This window comes from Collinsella aerofaciens (genome assembly GCF_001405375.1).
Lineage (GTDB): Bacteria > Actinomycetota > Coriobacteriia > Coriobacteriales > Coriobacteriaceae > Collinsella > Collinsella aerofaciens_F.
Genome location: NZ_CYYP01000002.1, coordinates 26089 through 52510 on the forward strand (window position 1 = coordinate 26089; position 26422 = coordinate 52510).

The following is a 26422-nucleotide window of genomic DNA, read 5'->3' on the forward strand; positions in this document are numbered from 1 at the left end:
CGTTAGTCGTCGTCGCTGGCACCCAGCTGTTGCAGCAGCATGAGCGCCGCCGCCACGGGACCGGTGCCGTCGTTGGCGTCGAGACCGCGACCCAGGCCGCTGCCCGCACCGGCGCCCGCCTTGTAGGGCACCGACAGCTTGCGGCTCTTGGGGAAGTTCACCGCGCCATAGCGGGTCTTAAGCTCAAAGGCCACCTTCTTGGGCACGTCGACGCCCAAAAACGTGATGCGGCCGCCGCTGAGCGTGACGCTCTCGAGCCCCAAGCGCTCGCCGCGGATACGAATACGCGCGCGGTTGAACAGGTTGAGCCCCGCCAGCGGCAGCTCACCGTGCGCGGCCTCGGTCTCTTCCTGCACCTCGTCGATGCTCTCCAGGTCCTCGGCCGCCGCGAGCTTACGGTACACGAGCACGCGCTGATCCACCGCCGGCAGGTACTCCTCGGACAAGAAGTAGTCGGCCGGCAGGTTAATGCCCACGCTCGCCGCCTCCACGCCGGCGTCGTCATCGCCGCGCGCCTCGGCCACTGCCTGGCCCAGCATCTGCGTAAACAGGTCGAAGCCCACGCTCGACAGGTTGCCGTGCTGCTCGGCGCCCATGAGCGAGCCGGCACCACGGATCTCCAGGTCGCGCATGGCGATACGCATACCGCTGCCCAGGTCCTGGAACTCGGAAAGTGCGGTCAGGCGCGCCGTCGCCTCCTCGGTGAGCGGCAGCTCGCCCGGGAACATAAAGTACGCGTAGGCCTGCGTGGCAGAGCGGCCCACACGGCCCTTGAGCTGGTAGAGCTGTGCCAGGCCCAAGCGCTGCGAGTCCTCGATGATCAGCGTGTTGGCCGTTGCGTTGTCGATGCCGCTCTCCACGATGGTCGTGGCGATGAGCACGTCGATCTTCTTGGTCGCGAACTCGATCATCACGTCCTCGACCTCGCGCGGGCTCATCTTGCCGTGCGCCACGCCCACGCGCGCCTCGGGCGCGGCCTCGTGCACGCGCGCCACGGCATCATCGATGGTCTTGACGCGGTTGGACACGTAATACACCTGACCGCCGCGGCCCACCTCCAGGCGAATCGCCGCACTCACCACGTCGGGGTCGTACTCCCCCACGTGCACGATCACGGGACGACGCCCGGTCGGCGGTGTGGTGATTAGGCTCATGTCGCGTACGCCACTCGTGGCCATCTGCATGGTTCGCGGAATCGGCGTTGCCGAAAGCGTGAGCACGTCAATCTGCTCGCGCAGGTTCTTGAGCTGTTCCTTGTGCTGCACGCCAAAGCGCTGTTCCTCGTCGATGATCACCAGGCCCAGGTTCTTGGGGTTCACATCGGCCGAAAGCAGACGGTGGGTGCCGATGAGCACATCGATTGCGCCCTCGGCAAACGCCTTGAGCGCGCGCTTTTGCTGCGCCGGCGTGCGGAAGCGGCTGAGCACCTCGACCTCAAGGCCGAACGGGGCAAAGCGTTCAAAGAACGTCTCGTAGTGCTGCTGGGCCAGAATGGTCGTGGGGCAGAGCACCATGACCTGGCGGCCGGAGTCCACACACTTAAACGCCGCACGCAGGGCGACCTCGGTCTTGCCAAAGCCCACGTCGCCGCACAGCAGGCGGTCCATGGGCTTTGGCGCCTCCATGTCGGCCTTAATGTCGGCGATGGCTTCCAGCTGGTCGCGCGTCTCGTCGTAGGGGAAGCTCTCCTCCATCTCGATCTGCTCGGGCGTGTCGGGCGGGCAGGCGATACCGGTAATCGACGAGCGACGCGTATACAGATCGACCAGGTCAAACGCCAGCTTTTTGGCGTTCTTGCGCGCCTTGTTGGTGGCACGCGTCCAGTCGGCTGTGTTGAGCCTGGTCAGACGCGGCTTGTCGCCGTCGGGGCCAACATAGCGCGTGATGCGGTCGATCTGCTCCAACGGCACGTAGAGCTTGTCGCCGTCGGCATATTCCAGCAAAAAGTAGTCGCGCTCCTTGCCGCCCACTTCCTGGCGCGCGATCTCGCTAAAGAGCGCGATGCCGTGGGTGGCGTGCACCACGTAGTCGCCCGGCTTAAACGGGAAGGTGATCTGCGTGATGTCAACCTTGCGGCGGCTCCGCGCGCGGTTGGCATCCATGCGGGCGTTGAGGTCGGCGATCGAGAACACGGCCAAATTGGCATCGGGCACCACCACGCCCTGCGGCAGGGCGGCATCGACGAAGGTTACGCGTCCGCGCGAGATGGTGGGCACGGCGGCACCGGCGGCAGCCTGGGCGGCACCCGCCTCGAGCGAGCGGGCGTTGAGCGTATCTGCGCGGCGCTCGCGAATGGAAGCATGGGCCTCCTGGCGGGCAGCACGATCGGCAGAATCCGCCGCTGCCACACGTACGCGCTCGCCAATAACGCCGGCGTTTTCGGGCGCTGCCGTCAGCGACTCCTCAAAGGTAATGCCCTCGTCGCCAAAGGTGAGCTCCATCGACTCGCGCGCACCGCGGTCGGGGATGGCAAACACGCAGGCATAGCGCTTGCCCACGACTTCCTGAATGCGCGTCATAAAGCGGTTGTCCGAGCCCGCAATGGCCGGCTGCTCAATCTTGAGCTCTGCCGTAACCGCGCCGCCGGCGCGAATCAGGCTCACATAGTTCAGGCGCTGCTGAGCACCAAAATCGAGCTGCTGGGCACGTACATACAGGCCATCCAGTCGGCCAATCCCCGCCTCACCGGCACGCGCCTCGATATCCTCGTAGGCGCGCAGGCAATCGTCGAACAGCGAGCGCGGCTCGGACAGGACCACGAGCGCCTTGCCGCCCACGTGTGCCAGCGGGCTCACGGTCTGGCCGTACATCACCGGCAAAAAGCGGTCAAGCTCGGGCGTGACGATGCGTGCATCCACCATCTCGAGCAGCGCCGCCAACTTGCTATCGTCCTGGCTGGCGCGATAGAGCGCCACATGCATGTTGTGGACCGCATCGTCGGTAAGCGCCAGCTCGCGGCAAGGGAAGATCTCGATACTGTCCTCGTTGCCGATGGTCTGCCCCGTTGAGCTCACCATGCGGCGAATGCGATCAATTTCGTCGCCGAAGAACTCGATACGCACGGGCGCTTTCTCCTGCGCGGGGAACACCTCGACGGTGTCGCCGTGCACGCGGAACAGGCCGGGCGCGTCGGCGGCGCCGGCATTGGTGTAGCCCATGCCCACCAGGCGATGCGGCACCTCGTCAAAAGGAATATCCTCGCCCACCGCAAAGGTCGTGGACTCCCAGTAGCGGCTCTCGACTGGCGGCACGCAGCGCAGCAACGCGCGGGCCGAGGCAACCATGATGCAGTTGTCCCCGCGCACGATGCGCCCGAGTGCCTCGCAGCGCTGCGCCACCACGGCGTCGTCGGGCGCCTGCTCGCGCCAAGGGTAGTCCTTGCGCTCGGGAAAGCGGCACACGTGCGCCAGCCCCACATAGGCGGCCAGGCTGCGCGCAGCGCGATCGGCCGCGTCCTCGCCGCTCACAATGTAGACCGTCGGGCGCGGACGGCGCGCAAACTGGGCCGCCGCCATAAGCGTGCGACCCGACTGCGACACGGCCAGCGTCACGTCCTCGCCGGCATCGAGTCCCGCCTCGACGGTCTGCAGCGCCTCGGCAGTGTAGAGCTGCGCGGCTATACGGTGAATGAGCATGCTGTTCCTCCGGCATCGCAACGCCAAAAGCCCGCCGGGGCAAGCTCGGCGGGTCGTACGTCAAAAGTCTTGATTATCATGGTAGCGCATGAGGTGGACACGCCAGCGCACGCCAAACAGCTACCCCAAAACGCGCACGCTGGGGCAAAGGTCTGCCAGCGGGCACTCGTCGCACTTGGGTTTGCGGGCGTCGCAGATCTCGCGGCCAAAGGTAATCCACTGGTGGTTGACCGATTCCCAATACTCGCGCGGCAAAATCTTGAGCAGGTCTTGCTCGGTCTTGAGCGGCTCTTTGGCATGCGTCTTGGGACTCAGCATCAGGCGGTGCGCGATGCGGTTGACGTGCGTATCGACCGCGATGCCCTCGACAATGCCAAACCCCACGTTGAGCACGATGTTCGCCGTTTTGCGTCCCACGCCCGGCAGTTTGACGAGTTCCTTCATGTCGGCAGGTACCTCGCCGCCGTAATCGGCAACGATCATCTGCGCTGCCTCAACGGCATGCTTGGCCTTGCTCTTATAAAAGCCAAGCGACTTGATGGTGTCTGCCACGTCAGTCACGCTCGCCCCGGCCATGGCCTCGGGCGTGGGCCACTGGGCAAACAGCCGCGGTGTCACCTTGTTGACCTGCGCATCGGTCGTTTGCGCCGAGAGCAGCACCGCGATCAGCAGGCGGAAGGGATTCTCGTGGTCCAAAAAGCACTCGACCGGGCCATAGCGACGGTTGAGACGCTCGCACACCTCAACGGCGCGCTCGCGCTTGGCGGCATTGGTCTCGCGTGGCATAACGACTCCTCGGCTCAACGGCACAATAAACTTATGGGCACAATTGTCCCACGTCCGAGACGCCTACGCCTCCAAAAATGCGCCGGTCTGGCGGCCCCACAGGCTTGCGTACTCGCCGCCCGCCTCGACAAGCTGCGCATGCGTACCGTCCTCGACAATCTCGCCGTCCGCCAGCACCACGATGCGGTCGAGCGCCGCCACGGTGGACAGGCGATGTGCCACCACAATGGAGGTGCGTCCACGCATCAGGTTTTCGAGCGCCTCCTGCACCAGCGCCTCGGACTCGCTGTCGAGGGCAGACGTCGCCTCGTCGAGCACTAGAATCGGCGCGTCGGTTAGGATGGCACGGGCGATAGCCACGCGCTGACGCTGACCGCCCGAGAGCTTGACGCCGCGCTCGCCCACCATGGTGTCAAAGCCACGGGGCAAGCGGTCGATAAACTCCAGGGCATTGGCCAGGCACGCGGCCTCGCGAATCTGCTCATCAGTGGCGTTGGGACGACCGTAGGCAATGTTTTCGCGAATGGAGCGGTGGAACAGCAGCGCCTCCTGCGGCACGTAGGCAACCTGGCGGCGCAGGCTCTGCTGCGTGCAGCGCGAGACATCCTGACCGTCCACGAGCACGCGGCCGCCCTGGACATCGTCCAGGCGCAGCAGCAACTTGGTGAGCGTCGTCTTACCCGAGCCCGATTTGCCCACCAGGCCCACGCGCTGGCCCGCCGCCACATGAAGTGTCAGGTCATCGAACACGCTCTCGCCCGCCGCAGCGTCACGGTACGCAAAGCTCAGGTGCTCAAAATCAATCGCGCCCTCGGTCACTTTGAGCTCAGGGGCGTCCGGGTCGTCTGCCACCAAACATGGCTCGTCCAGCACGCGCGTCATCTCGGCCGCATCGCCGAGCGCGCGGTTGATGCGCTGCATCATGGAGCTTACGTAGTTCAGGCGCATGGTGAGGTTATAGGTGTAGGTAAAGATCATGACGAGCGAGCCGGCCGAGATGCCAAACCACGCGTTGCCGCCCGCCACGAACACACTCACCACGGCCATAGTGATGACGATAAGGCCCGAGGTCGTAAAGTTGCGCTGCATCATGGCATGCATCGAGACTGTCTCGGCGTCGCGCGCGGCACGATCGGCGGCGTCGAACAGATCGCGTTCAAAGTCCTCGCGCCCGCAGGTCTTGACAGCCAAGATGTTCGTGACCGCGTCGGAGAGCACGCCCGAGAGCTTGTTCTGCGCGGCGGACGTCGCGGCCGAAAGCGGCATGATGCGCTTGTACATAAGCCAGACAAACGCGATGTAGACGACCATGATACACACCAGGATCACGGTAAACGTCGGCACCACCGGGGCGAGTGCGGCCACGGTGCAGACAACCGAGGTGATGGTGGGAATGAGCGAATACACCGTCACGTCGACCAAGCCCGTGTAGCCGCTCATAAAACGGCTCGTCTGGCTCACAAGCGATCCGCCAAAACGGCTGGTGTGGAATGTCATGGATTGATTGGAGAGCGTGTCGAAGCACAGGCGTGCCAGGTGATAGTTGCCCGCAATCTCGAGCTTGTAGACGGTGTAGTCCTGCAGCTTGGAGAGGATTTGGCCCACTAGGTTAACGAGCACGAGTGCCAGAATGTAGGGGCCAAAGACCTCAAACACCCGGTCGCCCGCCACGGGACCGGCCTGGACGCGGTCGACGATAAGGGCCATCACGTAGGTGTTGGCAAACGTGAGCAAAAAGATGTAGCCCGCCGACGAGAACACCGAGAGAAAGACGATCAGCGGCTGCATGCGCGTGACACCCCAAAACCGCTGCAGCGTGCGGCGCACGGTGGAGCGGCTGAGCGGGCTGGTGCTTCTCTGAGACATGGGCTTCCTTTCGTGTCTGATAGGGCGAAACGCCATTGTTGCACATTGGAGCACGCTTCAGACAAGCGCGATGCGAAAAGCGCCCGCGCCGTGCTTGCGCAGGCGCTCCGCCGTCAGATGCAATTAGTCCTCGTCTTTTTGGTCTGCGAGCAGCTCCGCGGATGTGAGCCCCAAGATCTCGTCGGCCTCCTCGGCATCTTCCAGCGCGTCGATATCCTTGAGTTTGCGCTCCATGACGTTGGTGCGCGTGGTGATAATGCCCTCGACCGTTTTGCCCGCGGTCTCGATCTGCTGCTGGGCGCGGCGCAGCGCCTTTTGATAGCGCGGCAGCTCGGCCTTGACGGCGGAGAGCACTCGCAGTACATCGTCGGTGCGTTTTTGCAGCTTAAACGTTTGGTAACTCATCTGCAGGCTGTTGAGAATGGCTGCCATGGTGCTGGGGCCGGCAACGTTGACGTGATAGTCGCGGCCCAGGGTCTCGATAAGCCCGGGGCGGCTGACGACCTCGGCGTACAGTCCTTCAAACGGCACGAACATGATGCCAAAGTTGGTCGTTGCCGGCACACTCAGGTACTTTTCGCAGATATCCTTGGCCTCGCGCTTGACCATGGTGTCGAGCGTCTTGCGCGCTGCGGCGACGGCCTCAGCGTCACCCGACTCCTGCGCGTCGAGCAAGTGCTCGTACGCGTCGCCCGGAAACTTGGAGTCAATCGGCAGCAGCACGGGGTCGCCCTCGTCCACCGGCAGCTTGACGGCAAACTCAACGCGCTCCGAGGCGCCGGGCTTGGTGGCGACGTTTTCCAGATACTGGTCGGGTGTAAGGATGTCCGCCAGAATTGCACCCAGCTGCACCTCGCCCAAAATGCCACGCGCCTTCACGTTGCCCAGCACGCGCTTAAGGTCGCCCACGCCGGTGGCGATGGACTGCATGTCGCCCAGGCCCTTGTACACGGCCTCGAGCTGGTCGCTCACCTGCTTAAACGATGCCGACAGGCGATCGTTGAGCGTGCGGGAAAGCTTCTCGTCCACCGTCGCGCGCATCTGATCGAGTTGCACGTTGTTGTCTTTGCGGATAGCACCCAGCTGGGCATCGACCGTCTCGCGCACCTTGTCCAGGCGGTGCTCGATGCCCTCGCGGTTGGCACCGAGCTGTTGGGCCGTCTCGCGGCGCAGGTCATCCATCCGGTCACCAGCTTGCGAAAACTCACGTGCGATGGTCAGGTAACGTTGCTGCTCCACGACCGCATCTGTCGTCTGCTGCTGCGCGATGGCATTGGCCGTGCGGCGAGTTTCGGCCAGCGCGACGTTCAGGGCATCGAGCGCGTTGTTGGCCTGCTCGAGTGCTGCCAGCGTTTCCGCGCTACTGTCGCCACGCTCCCGCAATTCGGCACGCAGGCTCTTGAGCTGGAGGGCGCAAGCCACAGCAACTCCCACCGCCACCAAGGCGATCACAACAAGCACAATATCAATAGCAGACATAAACTCCGCCCAACAAACCCAATCGAGCACCAATCAAAACCGCGATCAATCTTACCCCGTCACACACACCGGGTGCCCGGCCCCTTCTTGGGTGCCCCTCTCCTCCGCATATTCCATAATGCGGCGCGCCGTTTTCCTGCTCACCTTTGAGTCATCGCCGGCCAAGTATGCGTATACGTTTCCTTTATTCAGGCGCAGAGCACGACAGAGGCCATAGCGCGTTACACCCGATTCCTCCAATGCTTCCAGCGTTTTCTTTCTCATCAGGGCGTTCACCCTTCTATCGGCCGCCGGCTTTTCCTTCACTGCTCTATACGCACGCCAAACGTTGGCATAACGATTAGGGAGCTCACTTTTGGCGCATAGAGACGCCATGCTACCCGCTTGGCCGTACAAGGATAAAACGTCTCGGTAATCCTGTTCCATCCACGAGCCCTCGGATAAGCCCAGAACGTATTCGGCTTTTCCTTGCGCCAAAGCGAGCAAAAACAGAGGCTCCGCCACGCGCGGCGCATCCGTCGTCGCCTGCTCAACCAATTTTCTAAAACTCAGCGACTGCTGTCCGGATAGCTCTCGGCAATAGCCTTTTAAGAATCCCTCAAAGGTCAGATTCAACCGAGCACCTCCTTTTTGTATTGCCTGTATGCACAGACCATCTCTTGATAGCTTCGCTCCAAAGGCGACGACGCCAGATTCTCCAAGGATGTCGTTAAGTACCTTAACATGGCATTTTCTATTATTATTCATCTTCAATAATACTATTCAGTCGTATGACAGGACCAACAGGATGCAAGGATTCTACTCGTGGCGACAATCCCTACACCCTCGAAGTCCTAATGCGACAAACGCTAACTCTCCCAGCCGGCGCGGATGGTTATTATGACGTCGCCTAGGCGCTGGCCCAGGGCCGTTAGATGTTGGAGCACCTCGTTGGGCGATGCGCCGTTGAGGATGCACGTGAGGGCATACGACGCCAAAAAGATGACCGCAAGCCCCAGCGGGATGAGCACGATCATCGCCAATGTGCGCAGGCGCTGGCCCACGCGGCGACGACGCGCACGACGCTTGTCGAACGCGAGCTCCTGCGCATATGAATCTTGCTGTACGGAATAGGCCTCTGGTGCCGATTCGCCCGCAGGCGAAACCGAAGGCGTGGCATTTTGCGCAGGGGGCTGGGCTGCCGCCCCCTGCATTTGCATCTCCATGAGTCGTTGCTGCTGACGCAGCATGCGCTCAGCTTGTTGCTGCGGAGTCTCAAGAAACAGATCCATGCTGGCCTCCAAAATCGGAGCATTCGACGCTTACGACCAGCATCCCGCACCGCCATGACCGCGACAACGCAATTGCCGGCAATAGCCGCAAAGATTCTTTTGTCAGAAAACTGCCAAAAAGCTCAACAACTCGCCTACCAGCACTTTCTTTGAGCTTTTTTCGCCAGCAATCTTTTGCCCTTCCGCTCTTGCGCCAACCGACCAAAACCTAACCAAAAGCTTGACGGAAATTGTGGAGACCGGGACCCCACACAAAAAGTGCCGCCCCAAAGGGGCGGCACACAAACTTATTATCAGCTTTTCTGTAACGAGCACGCAGCGACTCAACGCCGGAGCGCAGGGCGGGGAAACCTTTGCCTCGCGCGACCCTGCGAAGCCGTGAGCAAAAGGGAGAGGTTTCCCCGCCCTGCGCTCCGTGGTCGGTGAGGACAGACTACATGCCCGCGAGACCTCGGGCGGCGGTGGCGCACATAAACGCCAAGGCTAGAATCACGAGCGAGCCCGCGATGTCTGCCAACACGCCCATTGCACGGCGCTCAAACAGCCAGCTCTCAAAGTGCGGGGCAACGTTGCGCCAAACACGCCACAGCAAGATGCCCATACCGATGACGCCCGGGATATTGAGCAGTAGGATCTCGGAGCACAAAAGACTGATCAGGTTGCCGGCGACAAAACCAGCGTCGCCCTCGCAGTATTTGCGGTAGACCATATACAGCATGTACGCCACAAACGGCTGCAAGCACGCAGAAATAAACGTGACCACCATCGAGGGCTCTTGCGAAAAGACTTCGGTGAGTTTATCGACACTCGTAGCGTCCTTCGAAGCCAAAAATAAACCGATAACCACAAGGGGCACCACGCCCAAAATTACCTCGACCAGAGTAAACAACTTGGCAGTCAAATCCTCACTAGCCGAATTCAAATGGGGCGCCCACTCAGGATGAGCATGCGCGCCGACTTTCTTGTCCTTCTCGGCACGATCGGCCTTTTTACCCTCGGCAACCCGACGACCAGGATCCTTGCGAGTTCCCGCCGCAGCAACCCGAGCCCGAGACTTCTTACCCATAAAAAAACACCTCATCAGGTAGTAGATAAACTAAAAGCCGCTACCCAGTGTACCCCCTAACAAATAGTGCCGCCCCAAAAGGGGCGGCACGCAAACCAATCTATTAGCCAAAACTCGTTGGCTAGCCCGTGTCGTCAGACCCGCGGCGTATGCCTTTGCCTCGCGCGACCCTGCGAAGCCGTGAGCGAGAGGGAAAGGGATGCGCCGCGGGTCTGACGCCCGGAGCGGTGAAACCAGCAGTTGCCCTGCGAAGCCGTGAGCGAGGAGGGAAGGTAGTCCGGCCCTCCCGGCCCAGCTCACGTTAGCGCCAAGCGCTAGTAGTTCACCACCTGCTCCTCAAAGTACGCCTTCGGATGGTTACATACCGGGCACACCTCAGGCGCCTCGGCACCAACGTGCAGGTGCCCGCAGTTCAGGCACTTCCACACCTTCACGCCCTCACGCTCAAACACCTCGCCCGACTCGATGCGCTCGACGAGTTTGTTGTAGCGCTCCTCGTGGGCCTTCTCGACGGCGGCGACGCCACGGAACTTCTCGGCGATCTCGACAAAGCCCTCCTCCTCGGCGGTCTTGGCGAACTCGTCGTACATCGTGGTCCACTCGTAGTTCTCGCCCGCAGCGGCGTCGCGCAGGTTGTCCAGAGTGCCCGGAACGGCGCCGTCGTGCAGATACTTAAACCACAGCTTGGCGTGCTCGGACTCGTTGCCCGCCGTCTCGGCAAAAATATTCGAGATCTGAACGTAGCCGTCCTTTTTGGCCTTGGATGCATAGTAGCGATACTTGGTGTGTGCCTGGGACTCACCGGCAAAAGCGGTCTCGAGGTTCTTCTTGGTTTGGGAATTCTCAAAATCCATAGGTGTACTTCCCTTCAACGCATGCCGCCCACAGACTTTGAGCGGCCTTGCTTTAAGGATGCCCTCATGCCGAGAATTTAAACCTTACAATCCCGTTCTTCAGATTCGAGTGAGCTACACACTCAGCCAACGATCGCCCTCGGAGCCGCAAAAGCCCTCGCGCTCCAGATCGGCAAGAATGCTTGCGACCAGCTCGCGCTCGACCGGCTCTCGGCCGGCTGCCGTCTCCATCTCGTTAACGCCTGCAACGGCTTCATCGAGCGTAATACCTGCCGGTTGCCCATCGCGCGCCGCCAGCAGCATGCGCACAATGTGGGCGCGCTTTTGGCGACGCGAGCCCTCAAACTTGGACTGACGACTATAGCCCGCCGACCGCCTGGACGGATTGGGCAGCGTCTTTTTAAGATACGCGCCGTAATCCAGCAACGCGTAATACCATGCGCGCGGCGTGTCGGCATCGTCTTGAGGCACGGCAAAGGGCGCAATCTCATCCGCCGCCGCACCAGGGGCCGCCGGACAGGCGGCTTGAATCAGCGGCACCAGCTCGCGATCGGGAACGGCCGGCACATCGGGAAAGAAATGATGCAAAAAGACCGTGCGCACATTGGTCTCTAGATACACGCCTGGAAGATCAAACGCAAACGAACGGATGCCCTGCGCCGTTGCCGGGCCAATGCCGGGCAGAGCGACCAAGTCACGCGTCTCACGCGGAAACTCCCCGTCCCAGTCCTCTACAACGCGCTGAGCGGCCCCATGAAGCGCCAGAGCGCGTCGGTTGTAGCCCATGCCCTGCCAAGCGTCCAAAACATCGGAAGGCGCGGCCTGGGCAAGCGCCTGCACAGTCGGAAAACGATCGAGCCACACCGGCATGCGCGCCTCCACACGCGGCACCTGCGTTTGCTGCAGCATGACCTCAGAAAGCCAAATGATGTACGGATCGCGTGTGCGGCGCCACGGAAGGTCGCGATAACGCAGGACCCCTTCCGAACGAATCATCGAACGAAAGGGGTCCTGAATCATGGCTATGCTCCTTATGCGGCGCTATTCCTCCCGGTAAGCGCACGCGCAGGTGGCGTACTCGGGAAACGCTTCGCGGTCGGCGAACTTGGGATCGACGGCCGGGAACTGGCGGTGAGCGACGATGTCGCCGAGCGAAACGGAATCGAGGTAGTCGCGCATCAACGCCTGGGCTCCGGCCCACAGGGGATGATAGCAGCACGCGCCCATGCGCGCACAGTCACCATCGGGCGCGGTGCAATCGTTCATAACCATAGGACCCTGAACGGCCTCGACGACCTGGCGGATAGTGACGTCGTCCGGACTGACCTTGAGACGCATGCCACCGTGGACGCCACGCAGGCTCTCCACAATACCGGCCTGGAACAAACCGTGCTGAATCGAGCGGGCAAACGAATACGGGACATTGACCTCTTCGGCAGCGGTGCGAACAGAAAGCAAACGCTCCGGATCCTCGGCAAGCATCGCCAGCATGCGAAGGGCGTAATCAGTCTTCCTCGATATGTCCATTTTTCCCCTTTCAAGGAATACGAACAGCTCGAACGAGCTCCGGGGCCGAGCTTGTGTCGAGACGCTAAATGACCGCCAGGACATCCAAATGGTAAATCGGATATCCACTGAGTGCCGCGCTTGGAGCGAAATGCATCAGATGCGGCGCACAGTGCAATTTAGTATAACCTAACCCCCTGTCTCGTAGAACAGGTGTTGCGCAACAAAGCTGTTGTTCAGACAGATATACTTATTAGATTTTACTTGCGTTCCCGAAGGCGCGGGGATTCTGGGCGAAGATGCACCAGGGCGATCGTTCTATCGAAACAAAGTGCATCAAACGCAAAAAGCCACGTCCGAAGACGTGGCTTTAATTGCGTTGGCGGGAAGTACGGGGCTCGAACCCGCGACCTCCGACGTGACAGGCCGGCGCTCTAACCAAACTGAGCTAACTCCCCAGGCAGACGTTCGCGTTTGTTTCCGCTCGCGTGCGCTGCGGGGATTAGTATACACAGAAGTCTGTCCGCCGCGCAACAACTTTTTTGAAAAAATTTTTCGGTCCCTCCGGGAGGGTCTCCGGGGCCGGCTGGCGCGGGTTAAGTTTGCTGCTCTACAGTCCTGCGCAAGACGGAAAGCACATTAAGTGCTTTCCTTTGCGTGCGGAACTCGCGACAAACTTAACCCGCGCCAGCCGGCCCCGGAGACCCTCCCTGCCGTCACTTTGTTCGAGCCGTTGTTGTTGCTCGCCGCTTCGCCGCTCGGCGGCCCCGTTCTCCACGGCGGGGTTGTCTAAGGTTCTTGTTGAAGCTCGGCCATTGGCTCAAATGGAAACGGGGGACGCATCTACATCCCCCGTTTTTGTTGTGATTACTCTAGGTCAATAAACTTAGTGCTTAGGATCTTGCCGTCTTTTACTAGCATTCTGGCCATGGTGGGGCCTCGGGTGCCTCTGGGGTAGCTGGCGCTGCCCGGGTTGAGGACTAAGCAACGGCCCACTTGGGCTTCTTTGGTTACGTGGGTGTGGCCGTTGATGGCTACGTCTACGGATCCCACCGGAAGGTCTTCGCGGTAGTGGGCTACGGCGAATTTGAGGCCTTCGTAGGTAAAGAGTGCAAGACGGTCTACATCGGGGCCGTAGTCACGGTAGTAATCGTTGTTGCCCAGTACGGCCCGCACGGGGGCGATGGTGCATAGGTGCTCGTAGTCTATCTCTGACGTGAGGTCGCCGGCGTGGATGATCAGGTCTGCGCCCTCAAGCTCATCCAAGAGCGCAGGCGAAAGATAGCCGTGGGTGTCCGAGATGATGTCGATGCGCTTGGCGCTTGCACTGTTCATGGGATCCCTTCCGCAAAAAAACGATTCGGCAGATATATACAAAAAGGCCCCACGGCTCCGCAGACGATGGGTCTACAGGGCTGCGGGGCCAGTGTGCTAGAGACTCAGGGCCTTCTTGAGCGGCACGACGCGACGGCGCGAAACCGGCACGCGCTCGTCGACGCCCGTAATGCCCAGTTGGATGGCACCCGAGGGCACCGTCTCGACATCCGTGACGCACGCCAAGTTGACGATATAGCGGCGGTGAACACGGAAGAAGCCAAAGTCGCAGAGCTTGGCCTCAAACTGCGCCAGCGAGGTTGTCGACAAAAAGCGATCATCGACGGTATAGATGCAGGAGTAATCGTCCTTGGCCATGATAAAGCGAATGTCGTCCACGGGAATGAGCACCTTGCGGCCGCCCTTTTCCACCGGGATACGCTCGATGGTCACCTTGCTGTCCGTAACCGGCTTGGCGCGTTGCATGACCTTCTCAATCGCGCGATCCAAGCGAGCTTCCTCGACCGGCTTCATCAGATAATCGACGGCATCCACGTCGAATGCCTCGACCGCATGGTCACTATACGCAGTCACAAACACGATCGCCGGCGGATTTTTGAGCTTATGCAGCGCCTCGGCAAGTTGCAGGCCCGAGGCACCGGGCATCGAGATATCGAGAAACACGACATCCACGCGACTTTCCATAAGCATCTCGATGGCGGAGCGGACGCTCGACGCCTCCGTGATCGTGCCGATCTTGCCCGTTTGCTCGAGCAGGAAGCGAAGCTCCGAGCGAGCCGGCGCCTCATCATCCACAATCATCGCACGCAGCATAGGGATAAAACCTTTCGTCAACTAACTACGCCGGGCATCCGTCGCATGACGTTGAGCCCGTAGCCTTTTATTTTACTCTTGAATGTCAAAGATGCTCTCTGACAAATCAAGATGAAGGAGCACTTTGGTGCCCTTGCCCGGCGCCGATTCGACACGCGTATAGGAGTGCGGCCCATAAAAGCGATGGATGCGCTCCGAAATATTGTGCATGGCCACACCGGCGCCGCCACCCTGGGGAGAGCTGGCGTCGGGACGGGCAGAGCGCTCGTCAAACAGTCTGGCGGCGGTACCCTCATCCATGCCCACGCCATTATCGGCCACGGCAATCAAGATTGCATCCTCGCCGTCTTGGTGAACGGTCACGTCGATCCTCAGGGCGTCGTCATCGCCCATACCATGACGCACGGCGTTCTCGACAATCGGCTGGATCGCGAACGCCGGCACCAGCGTATCTTCCACGTCCTCGGACACATCGAACGTCGCAAGCACGCGATCCTCGCCAAAGCGGGCCTTCTCAAAGGTAAGGTAGCGCTTGGTCTGTGCGACCTCGCGCGAGACCGGAATAAGCGATCCCGAGTTGTCGAGCGTGGCACGATAGAACGATGAGAACTCACGAAGCAGTTCGCGGGCCCGCAGCGGGTCGGTGCGCATAAACGATGCAATGGTGTTCAGCGTGTTGAACAGGAAGTGCGGGTTAATCTGCGCCTGCAGCGCACGCACCTCGGCGCGCGCCGTGAGTTCCTTTTGCACCTCGAGCTCGTGGATGGCGAGCTGCGTGGACAAGATCTCGGCAAAGCCCGAGGCAAGCGCATACTGGGTACGGTCGACGGCGCGCGGGGTCTTGTAGTAGAACTTGAGCGTGCCGACGGTACGATCGCCCACCTTGATGGGGGCGATAATGCCGGCGGGGACTTGGTTGTGCGAGCCGTCCGAGCCCACGACATCCACCATACGGTTGAACGACTGCACGATGCCATGTTCGATAACGTAGCGTGTGGCAAGCGTGTGGATGGGAGTATCGGGCAGCAGTTTTTCCTCAAACTCGCCCGCGCAGGCAAGCACGTTGTCCTCGTCGGTGATGGCCACCGTCATGGCGCGCGTCTCGGGCAAAATGCGCCGGCACACCAAACGCGCCGACTCCTGCGTCAGACCGCCCTTAATGTCCTCGAGCATGGCCGAGGCCACCGAGAGCGTCTCCTCGGTGTACTGGGAGCGCACCGAATCGGGATTGAGCGTCAAAAAGATAAAGATGCACAGAAAGATGCACAGCAGCGCGCAGGCAATCACCGTGGCGATCGGCTCGATACCGGTCACCAAGGCAAAAATAAAGTACACCAGCACACAAATGGCGCAGGCAACGGCAATGATGCGAAAGATTGATATTGAACTATCGCGCTGGGCGCGGCGGTCGATCATTCGGCCCCCTCCAGGATACTGATCAGTTGTGCGTCACGCCAAAGCCCGTCCATGATCTTGGGCCAAAAGCTCTGGAAACGCAGGTAGCTTGCAGCGTTTTGGCGCGCATAGGCCTTTGCCTCGTCGATACCATGGCGCCAGATGCGCAGGTAGCCCTCATGCTCGCGGGTAAACACGCTGCGGACCATAGCGGTCTTGCGCACGCGGTCGTCGAGCTCGCGCGAAATCCACGGGCCCGGGTAGGGCATGAGCGATGCCGCCGTAACGGGAATGAGCTCCTTTTGATGCGCGGCGAATGTCAACTTGGCCCGTTCGTAGTACCAACGGTATACATCCTGCATAAAGCGCGGTGAGCGCTTTTCGGACTCCGGAGGCAGATGGCGCACGGTCCACTCGTTATCGAACCACACGTCGTAGCCAAACATGCGCATGTTAAAGAGGTAATCCAAGTCCTCGCCGCGGGTGATAAACGGGTCAAAGGCCACACGCGTAAAGGCGCGGGCGTGCAGGGCCATCAGGCCGCCGCACACGTAGTTGGAGCGCGAGATGCGGGTGCCCGAAAGCGCCTTTTTCATCCAACGGTTGAACTCGATGCGCTTGGTCCACCAACGATGGCAGATGCCCGCCTTGTCCGTGGGAGCCAGCGGCGAGCCGTCGCGATCGTAGAAATAGCCGCTCTTGACCAAGATCGGCAAGCCCTGACGTGTCTGCTGCCCCAACGCATAGGTCGCGCGCTTCATAAAGTCGGCGTCGATGACAGTCTCATCGTCATCCAAAAAGATAACCGCGTCATGCCCCAGCACAGCGGCACAGGCTAGCCCCATGTTGCGGATGGCACCGTAGCCTCGCAGGCTCACGCACTCGCCCGAACCCTTGGGCGCGATCTGAGCAACCCGGTCTGCGATGCGCGAGGCCTGGGTGTTGGTGACAACGGTGACCTTGAGCGTGGGATGCGCGTCGACAATCTCGTGCACGCGCAGCGACACATCGGCTGTGGCAGAAACGGGACAGACCACCAAAAGGATGATGCGCGGGATGTCACGCACCTGCTCAAGCGAGGCCAGGCAGCGGTCGAGTTCGGGATTGTCGGCGTTGAGTCGCGTCGAATGGTCATAAGTGCCAGGGGCGTTTGCGCAAGCGTCATCGCCCGCCCAATACGTTGGAATCACGACTGTGGCGTTCATGCCTTACCCTCCCTGCAACACAAAAACGGGACGCCGCCAAACACAGGCGACGCCCCGCGACCTAGCTGATTCCATCATACCCACTTGGGCAAATCATTGCTCGCAAGTCGCAATGTTTATTGCGGATAACCCCAAAAGAGTACCGTGGACAGGCACAATAGCCGCTCGCTCCTATGCGGCACGCTCTGCCGCCCGAGTCATGCGGGACAGGCGGACCAGCAGCATAAAGCCAACGACCAGCAGCACACCAATGGAAAGGACGCCCAGCGACGGGTTGCCGGTCAGCGAGGTGACAACCGACACCAAGAAGGTGCCCATAACACTTGCATAGCGGCCAAAGATATCAAAGAAGCCGTAGTACTCGTTGGACTTTTCCTTGGGGATAATGCGGCCAAAGTAGCTACGGCTAAGCGCCTGCACGCCGCCCTGGAACAGGCCGACCATAATGGCAAGCACCCAGAATTCAAAGGCGGTCTTTAGGAAGAACGCGGCGAACAGCACAATGCCCATGTAGGCGGCGACTGCCACCAGGATCATGTTGAGCGTGCCCACGCGTCCGGCGAGCTTGCCGTAGATGATGGCGGATGGAAAGGCCACGAACTGCGTGACGAGCAGCGCCAGGACCAACTGGGTCGAATCGATGCCCAAAGCCGAGCCGTAGCTGGTAGCCATGGAAATGACCGTGTGCACACCGTCGATATAGAAGAAGAACGCAATCATGTAGACCAGCACGGTCTTGTTGTGGGCGATCTCGCGCATGGTGTGTCCGACCTCGGAGAACACACCGCCCACGATGTGGCCGATGGTGTCCTCGGGACCGCGCTCGCGACCGTACTTTTGCTTATAGGTGCGAATGAGCGGCAGGGTAAAGATGAGCCACCAGGCACCAGTGATGATAAACGACAGACGCGTTGCCAGCATGGTGGGGACGCCAAGAGCGGGGCCACCCATGATGAGCGCCAGGCAGATGACGAACGGCACGGTGGAACCGATGTAGCCCCAGGCATAGCCCGAGCTGGACACGGCGTCCATGCGCTCGTCGGTGGTAATGTCGGGCAGCATGGCGTCGTAGAACGTCATAGAAGAGTTAAGGCCGATGGTGCACAGCACGTACACGGTCAAAAATGCCATGGCGGACATTGGGATAGCCTGCGCCAGGCAAAGAACCAGGCCCGTGAGGAAAAAGCCCAAGAAGAACTTGATTTTGTTGCCAGCGTAGTCGGCAAGTGCGCCCAGAATGGGCATGAGCATGGCGATGACCAGCGAGGCGATCGTCTGTGCATTGCCCCAGGCGACCACCAGGTCGGCCGAGGAAGCGCCGGTATTGATGGCGTTAAAGTAAATGGGCACCACCGAGGTATTGAGCAGCACGAGGGCCGAATTGCCCACATCATACATAACCCAGTTACGCTCGAGCTTGGTGTATTTCATGGACAGGGACCCTTCGTATTCGCCCGATATGCAGTTAGTTCATCGTACCCCAATTGTCCAGAACCGCCGGTAAGGATTCGGCAAAGGGGCACGCACGGGCCCTATTCCTCGCGGTCGAACTCCTCATCGGCATTGAGCACGCGACCGCTGTAGTTGACGCGACTGGTCACGGCATCCATGTCACCGGTCTCGATAAAACGTGCGACCGTGCACTCGTAATCGACCAGCGCGCGATCAAAGACCTCGGGGAAACTCTCGTTCGAGACCTCGTCGGTAAAGGGATTCTTCCATGTCAGATGGCCCAGGTTACCGGTGCGCTCGGGCAGCTCCGTCGTCACGCGATGGGCAAGGCCGTCGAGCAGCGAGTAGTCGTGCACCAAGCCCTCAACCAGCGAGATCGCGCGCGTCTTTGCGGAGCCGGCCGGCTCAATCGCGCGGTAAAGTCGCTGCATATTGGCAACGGCAGCACCGTACTCCCCCGCCGGAATGTCAATGCCGTACACGCGTCCGGCAACATAGCTCATCAGCACGCCGGCCACGCGATTGATGCGATCGGTGGTGACGATCTCGCCCGCCGGCGGGTAATCGTCGACCGTAGCGCCATCGCGTTTAAGCTGCAGCATCAGTACATCCAGGTCGCTCTCGATCACGGCATGGACCTGACTGCTCGAATCCTCAAGCTCTGAATCGGACTCCACGATGCCAAACTGCTGCTCATAGACAAAGGGATGGGCGTTGCGGTCGAGCACGTAATGAGACAGCAGGCCCAACGCAAAGGCGCGACCCAAGCTGGCGTCGCGCGGCAGCAGATGCGACACGCCGTCGCGCAGGCACGCGAACTGGCGAGACATGCGCGACCGATGCATGACCTGCGCCAGCAGCGTGCAGTCGGAAACACGCGGTGTCAGAATGTGAAAGAAAAACGGGTCGGGGCCTTGGTTGCCCAAGATAAAGGCAATGCGCTCTTCATCGGACGTGATGACGCCCTGCGGAAGACGGTCGATGCTTTCCTCGCCAAACAGATGATGGGTGATAAGCGCGGGCATAATGATCCTTTCGATTTCATTCGATGCCACCCATTATGCCCACCGCGCGCCCATGCCAAACCTGCGATGGTAAACGACGGCACGCAAGCCTCTTACGCAAGCCCCAGGTGCGACTTGACCTCGGCGGCACGACGACGGGACACCGGTACCGTCGAGTTCACGCGGTCGAGCCTGAGCTCCATCAACCCCGTGGAGCCAATCTCAACATTGTGCACGTCTTCCAAATTGACCAGGTAGCTGCGATGAACGCGAATAAAGCCCTCGGAGTCCAAGCGACGCTCGAGCGAAGAGATCGACTCATTGATCAGGTACGTTCCCTCGGCGCAGATGGCGTTGCAAAAATCGGCGCGCGCCTCAAAGTAGCAGACGTCTGCGGCGGGAATGAACACCTTTTTGCCCCCGCGGTCCACCGTCAGACGCAAAGGCTGGCGCGGAGCATGGATAACACGACGGGCACCCAAGGCTGCCTCGATCTTGTCGAGTGCCTTTGACAGGCGTGCGTCCTCGACCGGCTTGACGACATAGTCGACCGCATCGAGGTTATACGCATCAGCGGCAAATTCGGCAAACGCCGTCACAAACACAACCACCGGCGGCGTCTTTAGGTTCTGCAGCGTCTCGGCAAGCTCAATTCCCGAGCGACCGGGCATGGTAATGTCTAAAAACAACACGTCGGGCTTGTTCGACAGAATCGACTCCACGGCTTCGGTGACATTGCCCGCCTCGGCAATCTGACCCACACGCGTATCCTTTTCCAACAGATAGCGTAGCTCAGCCCTAATGGGAGGCTCGTCATCAACCACCAAGATGTTCCAGCCTTCGGACATATGTGCTTCCCCTCTTTTTCTCTCAATCCAACCGCGTGCTACGCCGTCAACGGCGCCGGCTCATGCGGCTCGCCGTTCAGCTCGACGATGACCTGCGTTCCCACGCCCTCCTGGGACTTCACGCGCATGCCGGAATCTTCTCCGTAAAAGAAATGGATGCGCTGAAGCACGTTGAAGAGCGCCAGGCCGCAACCTCGCTTGACGGAGCCGTCGGCGGTAATGCTCTCGGGCTCCTCCAAGCGATGCTGCTCAAACAGATGCGCGCAGACCTCTTCGCTCATACCGATGCCGTCGTCCTCGACGATGATCTCCAAACCGTCATCGGTCTCGAAAGCCCTAACATGAATAGAAAGCGGCTCGGTCTCGCGCTGCGCGTGCTTGATGCAGTTTTCGAGCAACGGCTGCAAGATAAACGGCGGCACCATGCAATCGCGCACCTCAAAGTCGATATCGACCGAGACGCGCAGACGGCCGTCGCCATAACGAGCCTGCATAAGATTGATATAGCGAGTGCCCTGTTCCACCTCGTGCTCGAGCGTTGTGAGGGTATCGGAATCAGAAAGCGTCTGACGGTAGTAGTTGGAGAAGTCGATCAGCAGCGATCGCGCCTTGTCGGGCTCGGTTCGAACGAGCGACACGATGGTGCTGATGGTGTTAAACAGAAAATGAGGATCGACCTGCGATTGCAAGGCGCGCAGCTCCACGCGGGCCGTAAGCTCGTCCTGGCGCTCGAGCTCAAAGCTCGCAAGCTGCGTGGAAATGAGGTCGGCAAAGCCCGAGGCAAGCGCCGTCTGGCGCATATCGATGCTGCTCAGACGGGGATAATACAGCTCGAGCGTGCCCACGCAATGCCCGCGCACGGTAAGCGGTGCGACAATACCGGCGCGCAGGCGCGGAAAGTAGCCACCTGTCTCGGTCGAGGCATCGCGCGAGAACACGCTTTGCTCACCGCTGTTGATCACGTTGAGCGTAGTCCGCAGCACCACCGGGGTGCCCGCGGGGCATTTTGCCGAGTCCTCGCCCCAGCTTGCCAACACCTGCTTGCCGTCGGTAAAGCAGATGGCAGAGGCGATCGTTTCGGACAGGATGATCTTAGAGGCGCCCAGGGCAGCTTCGGGCGTAAGGCCGCGCGACGTGTAGGCGAATATTTTTGAAGCGATGGCGAGCGTGCGGTCGGTTGCGCTCGATGTGAGGTCGTCGGGAACGACAAAGACGTACGAGAAGAAGAAGCACAGCATGACCAAGCCGGCAATGACAACAACGGCCGGAACGGGATTGGGATTATCGGTTAGATCCCAGATGAGCAGCAGGATAAGCAGCGGAACGACAATACCGAGCAAGATGGCTTGAACCACATGCTGAGCGGTACGAAAGACCTTGGTAGAGTTGTAGCTCTTGCCCAGAATCAGCCTATTGAGATCCACCGTCATCTCCTTCTTACTGACGCACCCCATAGCAATAAAGAGGGCCGCAAGCGACCCTCTCCATTGCATTATGCATCAAATACTGTGTTTTACATCAAGCCATCGATGAACGGTAGCTTAGGCGCTGTACTTGTTTGCCTCGCCGAAGGTGCCGCCCTCGACAATCCAGCCGTCCTTCATGATGACGTCCATGTTGTCGGTGTTGAGCACGTGGATGTCGGCGGCGACGTCACCGTTGACGACCAGCAGGTCGGCGCACTTGCCGGCCTCGATGGAACCGGTCTCGTCCTCGATGTGGCACATCTTGGCACCGTTGAGAGTGGCACAGGTGATGGTCTCGACCGGGGTGAAGCCGATCTTGTCGACGAACTCGTACATCTCCTCGATGGAGCAGGTGCCGTACGGGGTGACGAAGGAGAAGGAGTCGGAGCCGATCGTCATGACGACGCCGCGCTTCTTGGCCTCGCGCAGGCAGTCGTAGTTGCGCTGCAGCTCCTTCTCGACCAGGGTGCCCTCGTACTTGTCGTGCAGCTCGGGGACGTAGACGGGCGGATAGGTGGCGTACCAGGTGGGCAGGAAGGCGATCGTCGGGGTGAAGAAGGTGCCCTGCTCGGCCATGAGGTCCATGGTACGCTCATCGATATCGAAGCCGTGAATCAGCTGCTCGCAGCCAAAGCGAACGGAATCGTAGGCAGCGGCGTGGTTGTTGTAGCAGTGGCTCCACACGGGGATGCCGACCATCTTTGCCTCTTCGACCACAGCCTGAATCTCCTCGGAGCAGTAGTGCTGGTCGCGGCCGGAGTCCCAGCGCCAGATGCCGCCACCGGTAGCCCAGATCTTGATGGCATCGGGGTTCTCGCGCAGGCGGCGACGGACGGCCTTGCGCAGATCCCAAGGACCGTCGACCTGATCGCCCCAGGGGTGCGATTCCTTGTTGAGCTCCTGGCTGCAGTGGTGGGAGTCGCCGTGGCCGGCAACGCGGCAGAAGCCAAGGCCGGTGGCCAGAACGCGCGGGCCCTTGAAGACGCCCTTGTCGATGCAGTCACGGATCTGGATACCAAAGCGGCCGATCTCGCAGACGGTGGTGAGGCCGTGGGTGAGGCAGTCGTAGGCCTGCTTGACGGCGACGGCCTGCTTCTCGAGGAGCGGCTGCATGACCCAGTCGGTGTCATCGTCGGTCAAGTTGCCCGAGAAGTGCAGGTGGGTGTCGATCAGGCCGGGAAGGACGGTCTTGCCGGCGGCGTCGATGACCTCAACGCCCTCGGGAAGGTCCTGCATGGCGCCGGCGTACTCGATCTTGCCGTTGTCGTCGACGAGAACGAGGGAGTTCTCGACCGGCTCGGCACCGGTACCGTCGATGAGCTTGCCGCCAACGATTGCATACTTAGTGGACATGGTTCCTCCTTATGGATCCATATAGTGGGCGAGACCGTGTTGGGTTAAGGCCTCACAAAGCTACCCAAGTGGTGCCGGGTTCGGTGCGCGGAAGAGAGGGGCCCGCGCACCTGATCCGCCCCGGCTAGGCGTTACTTTTTGCGGGAATTGGTGAAAGCCATGAGGGCCAGGCCAATAGCCAACCAGCCGATCACGATGCTCCACTCCACCATGTTGAGGGAAGCGGGAGAGAACGGAATCACGAGCAGGCCGATGATGATGGCGCAGGCAGCGATAGCGAGGCCGATGCCAAACTTGCCGCCGGGCACCTCGTAGGGACGAGGCAGGTCGGGCTCGGTGAAGCGCATGCGCAGGCAAGCGAGGGCGACCATGCCGCAGGAGAAGATGAAGGCGAGAGCCGACACGTTGGTCAGGGGGATGAGCATGTTCTTGCCCAGGAACGGACCGACGACGGTGATGACGCCCAGAACGACGCAGGCGAGCTTGGGAGCGCCGGACTTGGGGTCGACCTCGGCGAACTGCTCGGGCAGCTGGCCCTTGCGGCCCATGGCGAGCATGATGCGGCTTGTGGCGCCGTAGAAGGAGTTCATCGGGCCCATGGGTCCAAGCGTTGCGATGACGAGCATGGCCAGGTACAGGAGCATATTGATGCCCTTGAGGCAGGCGAGCGCGGGAACCGGGCTCTTAACGAACTCATGCCAGTCGAGGATGGTGCCGAACGAGTAGATACAGACCATGTAGAAGCCGCCGGCGGCCAGCAGTGCCAGGGAGATGATCTTGCCGAACTTGTTCCAGTTGAGGCCCTCGGCTGCTTCCTCAGCCTGCTGAGGAATGGTGTCGAAGCCGGCGTAGAAGAACGGAGTCAGAACCAGGACCGACACGATGCCGGCGAACAGGCTGGTGCTCTCGGTAGCGGCCTTGCCGCCGCCAGCGCCGGTGACCTGGGAGAACACGGGCATGGCGTTGTCCGGCGAGCCGGTGAACAGCGAGACGCCCATGGCGAGCAGCATGCCGCAGAGCAGGGCCTTGGTCAGGAAGGCCTGGAGTTTGGCAGCCGAGCTGGCGCCGCGGAAGTTGAGGAAGATGACGTAGACTGCAAAGCCGAGCGCGATCAGCGTCGGGAACAGGTAGACGTCGGCCCCCAGTATGGTGTAGAGCTTGACGGCGCGCAGCCACTCAAGGCCGGGCAGGCTGCCGAACATCTCGGACACGAGGGTCGAAATGGCGATGGCCTCCCACGGGCACAGGATGCCGTTGCCCAGGGCCAAAAGCCATCCGGTGATGTAGCTCAGCGTACGTCCAAAGCTACGATCGACATACTCGACGATGCCGCCCGAGATGGGGATAGCAGCCGTGAGCTCACCGAAAACAGCTCCGACGGGCACGAGGAAGATTGCACCCAAGAGGAATGCGATCATAGCGGGAACGGGACCGCCGCCCACGACCATCCAGTCGCCGACCTGCAGAACCCAACCGGTACCGATGATGGCACCGAAACCGATGGTGAAGAAGTTCCAGAGCGAAAGCGTTTTCTTCATGCCGCCGTTATCCTCGACTGCAACTTCTGCGTTCTTGTCCGCCATTGTTCCCCTCCTTTCCTGTTTGACGCCCTTGGCGTCACCCCTTGCGCGGTCCGTTTTGCCGCGCGCTTTTATTCCATGGCTTTAAGATACGGCCTTGGCGCAGCAGCGCCGCTCGCAGCTCGACCGAAGGCAGAACTGCAAAACAAGCGGCGCCTTTTTTGGGACGAACGGCAGCCAATTTCACTGGCCCCGGATAAACGGTTGGTGCGGCCTCGATTCTGCTTGGCTTTCGGCCGCCGAGGCCCACGTCCCCCTTTTCGAGCCGCCCGCAAAGCTTTTGGTGCACGCCCCCATTTGAAGCGCGCCTTTTTATGTAGGATAGGAATCTACACATGAGACGAGGCGATTCGAATGACCAACGAATACAACGACGGCGAGCGGCGTCAACGAAACGTGCGCCTTGCTGTGCGCAACGTACCAACGCCAAGAAACCCTTCCGAGCCAAGCAGGGGCGATGTTGCCATCTCGTCTCGCCAGCGCACCACCAACGCAGGGCGTAGCGCACGTCAAAGATCGCGTGCCGGGAAGTCCTCACTGCCGATTCGACGTTTGCGCATCGCACTTTGCTCCGTCATGGCCTGCCTCATCTTTGTATTTTTAGGTTCTTGCATCTCCCATGGCTCGGCAGGCCTCGAGCCCTCCGTCGAGAGCAAGTTGCTTAACGCTCCCGTCGAGCCCGGGTACACATTTGCATTTTCCACCCCGCGTTCGCAATGGAAAGCCGGCACCATGCCCCATATCTACCAAATCGACCCCGCATGGTCGGAGCTGCCCTACGCCGGAGGAACTATCCGCCAAAACGGCTGTGGCCCCACCTGCCTCACCATGGTCTACATCTTTAAGACCGGAAACACCGACAAAACACCGGTCGACATCTGTGCCCTCGCCGAATCTGGCAATTATGCCCCCACCGGAGCCACCGAGTGGTCCTTTATGATAAGCGGTGCGGCACGGCTCCACCTTTCGGGAACTCAGCTCTACAACACACGCAACTCGCTCACACGGGCACTGCGTTCGGGCGTACCCGTCATCGCGTCCGTGCGACCGGGTACCTTCACCAACGTAGGACACTACATCGTACTTTACGGCATTGACGATGCCGACCAGATAGGCGTTTACGATCCCAACTCGCAAAGCCGCAGCGCTCGCCGCTGGGGCGTCGTAGAGGTCCTCAACGAAATCGAAGTCATGTGGGCCTACTACTAATCATCGGGGACGTTCTTAAACGACCAGTTGTTGGAGACAGCCTTACGAACGCTATTCGTGGACGGTCGTAGAGGACTGTCCTGAACTGCCGGAAACTACCGCTAACGGAAAATGCGTCCCACTTTGGAGCTCGCTAATGGGATGCGCTTTCCGTTAGTGGCCCGTTTGGGAAACTGTGGACCACTTTTCGGCCAAATTCCGGGATGCATTTTCCGGTTGAAGACCTTAGAGGAAACTGCGCCCCATTTTGGACGCTCATTCTGGGATGCACTCTCCCACGGCCTGCAACGCCCCTCATG

At 60.6% G+C, this 26422-nt stretch carries 21 protein-coding genes and 1 tRNA gene; 1 reads left to right on the forward strand and 21 read right to left on the reverse strand.

The genetic code is table 11. From position 1 onward, the window contains the following. Positions 1–2: 2 nt before the first annotated feature. From mfd to ARB25_RS01345, 21 genes are all read right to left on the reverse strand, one after another. Positions 3–3635 (reverse strand): transcription-repair coupling factor, encoded by a 3633-nt coding sequence (mfd, locus tag ARB25_RS01245; RefSeq protein ID WP_055285269.1) that lies wholly within the window; start codon positions 3633–3635, stop codon positions 3–5. Positions 3636–3755: 120 nt separating this feature from the next. Then, a complete protein-coding gene (gene nth, locus ARB25_RS01250) occupies positions 3756–4421 on the reverse strand; it encodes an endonuclease III (protein WP_055285270.1) in 666 nt (221 codons plus the stop codon). Positions 4422–4484: 63 nt separating this feature from the next. Further along, positions 4485–6287, reverse strand: a complete 1803-nt coding sequence (locus ARB25_RS01255; RefSeq protein WP_055285271.1) for an ABC transporter ATP-binding protein — start codon at positions 6285–6287, stop codon at positions 4485–4487. Between the two features lie 123 nt (positions 6288–6410). After that, on the reverse strand, positions 6411–7766 hold the full coding sequence (locus tag ARB25_RS01260; protein ID WP_055285272.1) for a DNA recombination protein RmuC: 1356 nt from the start codon (positions 7764–7766) through the stop codon (positions 6411–6413). 51 nt (positions 7767–7817) lie between these two features. After that, entirely contained in the window at positions 7818–8381 is a 564-nt protein-coding gene (locus ARB25_RS01265; protein ID WP_055285273.1) for a hypothetical protein, read from the reverse strand. 233 nt (positions 8382–8614) lie between these two features. After that, positions 8615–9037, reverse strand: a complete 423-nt coding sequence (locus tag ARB25_RS01270; protein WP_055285274.1) for a hypothetical protein — start codon at positions 9035–9037, stop codon at positions 8615–8617. Between the two features lie 433 nt (positions 9038–9470). After that, positions 9471–10103, reverse strand: a complete 633-nt coding sequence (locus ARB25_RS01275; protein ID WP_055285275.1) for a hypothetical protein — start codon at positions 10101–10103, stop codon at positions 9471–9473. 314 nt (positions 10104–10417) lie between these two features. Further along, entirely contained in the window at positions 10418–10957 is a 540-nt protein-coding gene (gene rbr / locus ARB25_RS01280; protein WP_055285276.1) for a rubrerythrin, read from the reverse strand. A 114-nt stretch (positions 10958–11071) separates the two neighbouring features. Next, a complete protein-coding gene (locus tag ARB25_RS01285) occupies positions 11072–11977 on the reverse strand; it encodes an HhH-GPD family protein (RefSeq protein WP_055285277.1) in 906 nt (301 codons plus the stop codon). Positions 11978–11998: 21 nt separating this feature from the next. Then, on the reverse strand, positions 11999–12484 hold the full coding sequence (locus tag ARB25_RS01290; RefSeq protein ID WP_055285278.1) for an RrF2 family transcriptional regulator: 486 nt from the start codon (positions 12482–12484) through the stop codon (positions 11999–12001). Between the two features lie 359 nt (positions 12485–12843). Then, positions 12844–12921: transfer RNA gene (locus tag ARB25_RS01295), tRNA-Asp, on the reverse strand. Between the two features lie 409 nt (positions 12922–13330). Further along, positions 13331–13798 carry a YfcE family phosphodiesterase gene (locus ARB25_RS01300; RefSeq protein ID WP_055285279.1) on the reverse strand — a complete coding sequence of 156 codons (468 nt, stop codon included), beginning with the start codon at positions 13796–13798 and terminating at the stop codon, positions 13331–13333. 96 nt (positions 13799–13894) lie between these two features. Beyond that, a complete protein-coding gene (locus ARB25_RS01305; protein ID WP_006235156.1) occupies positions 13895–14611 on the reverse strand; it encodes a LytR/AlgR family response regulator transcription factor in 717 nt (238 codons plus the stop codon). A 72-nt stretch (positions 14612–14683) separates the two neighbouring features. Beyond that, positions 14684–16027 carry a histidine kinase gene (locus tag ARB25_RS01310; RefSeq protein ID WP_055285280.1) on the reverse strand — a complete coding sequence of 448 codons (1344 nt, stop codon included), beginning with the start codon at positions 16025–16027 and terminating at the stop codon, positions 14684–14686. Further along, a complete protein-coding gene (locus ARB25_RS01315; RefSeq protein WP_055285281.1) occupies positions 16024–17211 on the reverse strand; it encodes a glycosyltransferase in 1188 nt (395 codons plus the stop codon). Before ARB25_RS01315 ends, ARB25_RS01310 begins: the two co-directional genes overlap by 4 nt. 171 nt (positions 17212–17382) lie before the next feature. Next, positions 17383–18642, reverse strand: a complete 1260-nt coding sequence (locus ARB25_RS01320; RefSeq protein WP_055285282.1) for an MFS transporter — start codon at positions 18640–18642, stop codon at positions 17383–17385. Between the two features lie 101 nt (positions 18643–18743). Further along, a complete protein-coding gene (locus ARB25_RS01325) occupies positions 18744–19688 on the reverse strand; it encodes a zinc dependent phospholipase C family protein (RefSeq protein WP_055285283.1) in 945 nt (314 codons plus the stop codon). A 92-nt stretch (positions 19689–19780) separates the two neighbouring features. Next, positions 19781–20515 (reverse strand): LytR/AlgR family response regulator transcription factor, encoded by a 735-nt coding sequence (locus tag ARB25_RS01330; RefSeq protein ID WP_055285284.1) that lies wholly within the window; start codon positions 20513–20515, stop codon positions 19781–19783. A gap of 38 nt (positions 20516–20553) precedes the next feature. After that, the gene (locus ARB25_RS01335; RefSeq protein WP_117786915.1) at positions 20554–21945 is read right to left on the reverse strand and encodes a sensor histidine kinase; all 1392 of its coding nucleotides are present in this window, start codon (positions 21943–21945) and stop codon (positions 20554–20556) included. Between the two features lie 111 nt (positions 21946–22056). Next, on the reverse strand, positions 22057–23334 hold the full coding sequence (locus ARB25_RS01340) for a metal-dependent hydrolase family protein (RefSeq protein ID WP_055285286.1): 1278 nt from the start codon (positions 23332–23334) through the stop codon (positions 22057–22059). A gap of 131 nt (positions 23335–23465) precedes the next feature. Continuing rightward, positions 23466–24917 (reverse strand): APC family permease, encoded by a 1452-nt coding sequence (locus ARB25_RS01345; RefSeq protein WP_055285287.1) that lies wholly within the window; start codon positions 24915–24917, stop codon positions 23466–23468. 729 nt (positions 24918–25646) lie between these two features. On the opposite strand from ARB25_RS01345, the gene ARB25_RS01350 reads away from it, so the two are divergent. Continuing rightward, entirely contained in the window at positions 25647–26123 is a 477-nt protein-coding gene (locus ARB25_RS01350; RefSeq protein WP_055285390.1) for a C39 family peptidase, read from the forward strand. Positions 26124–26422 lie beyond the last annotated feature (299 nt).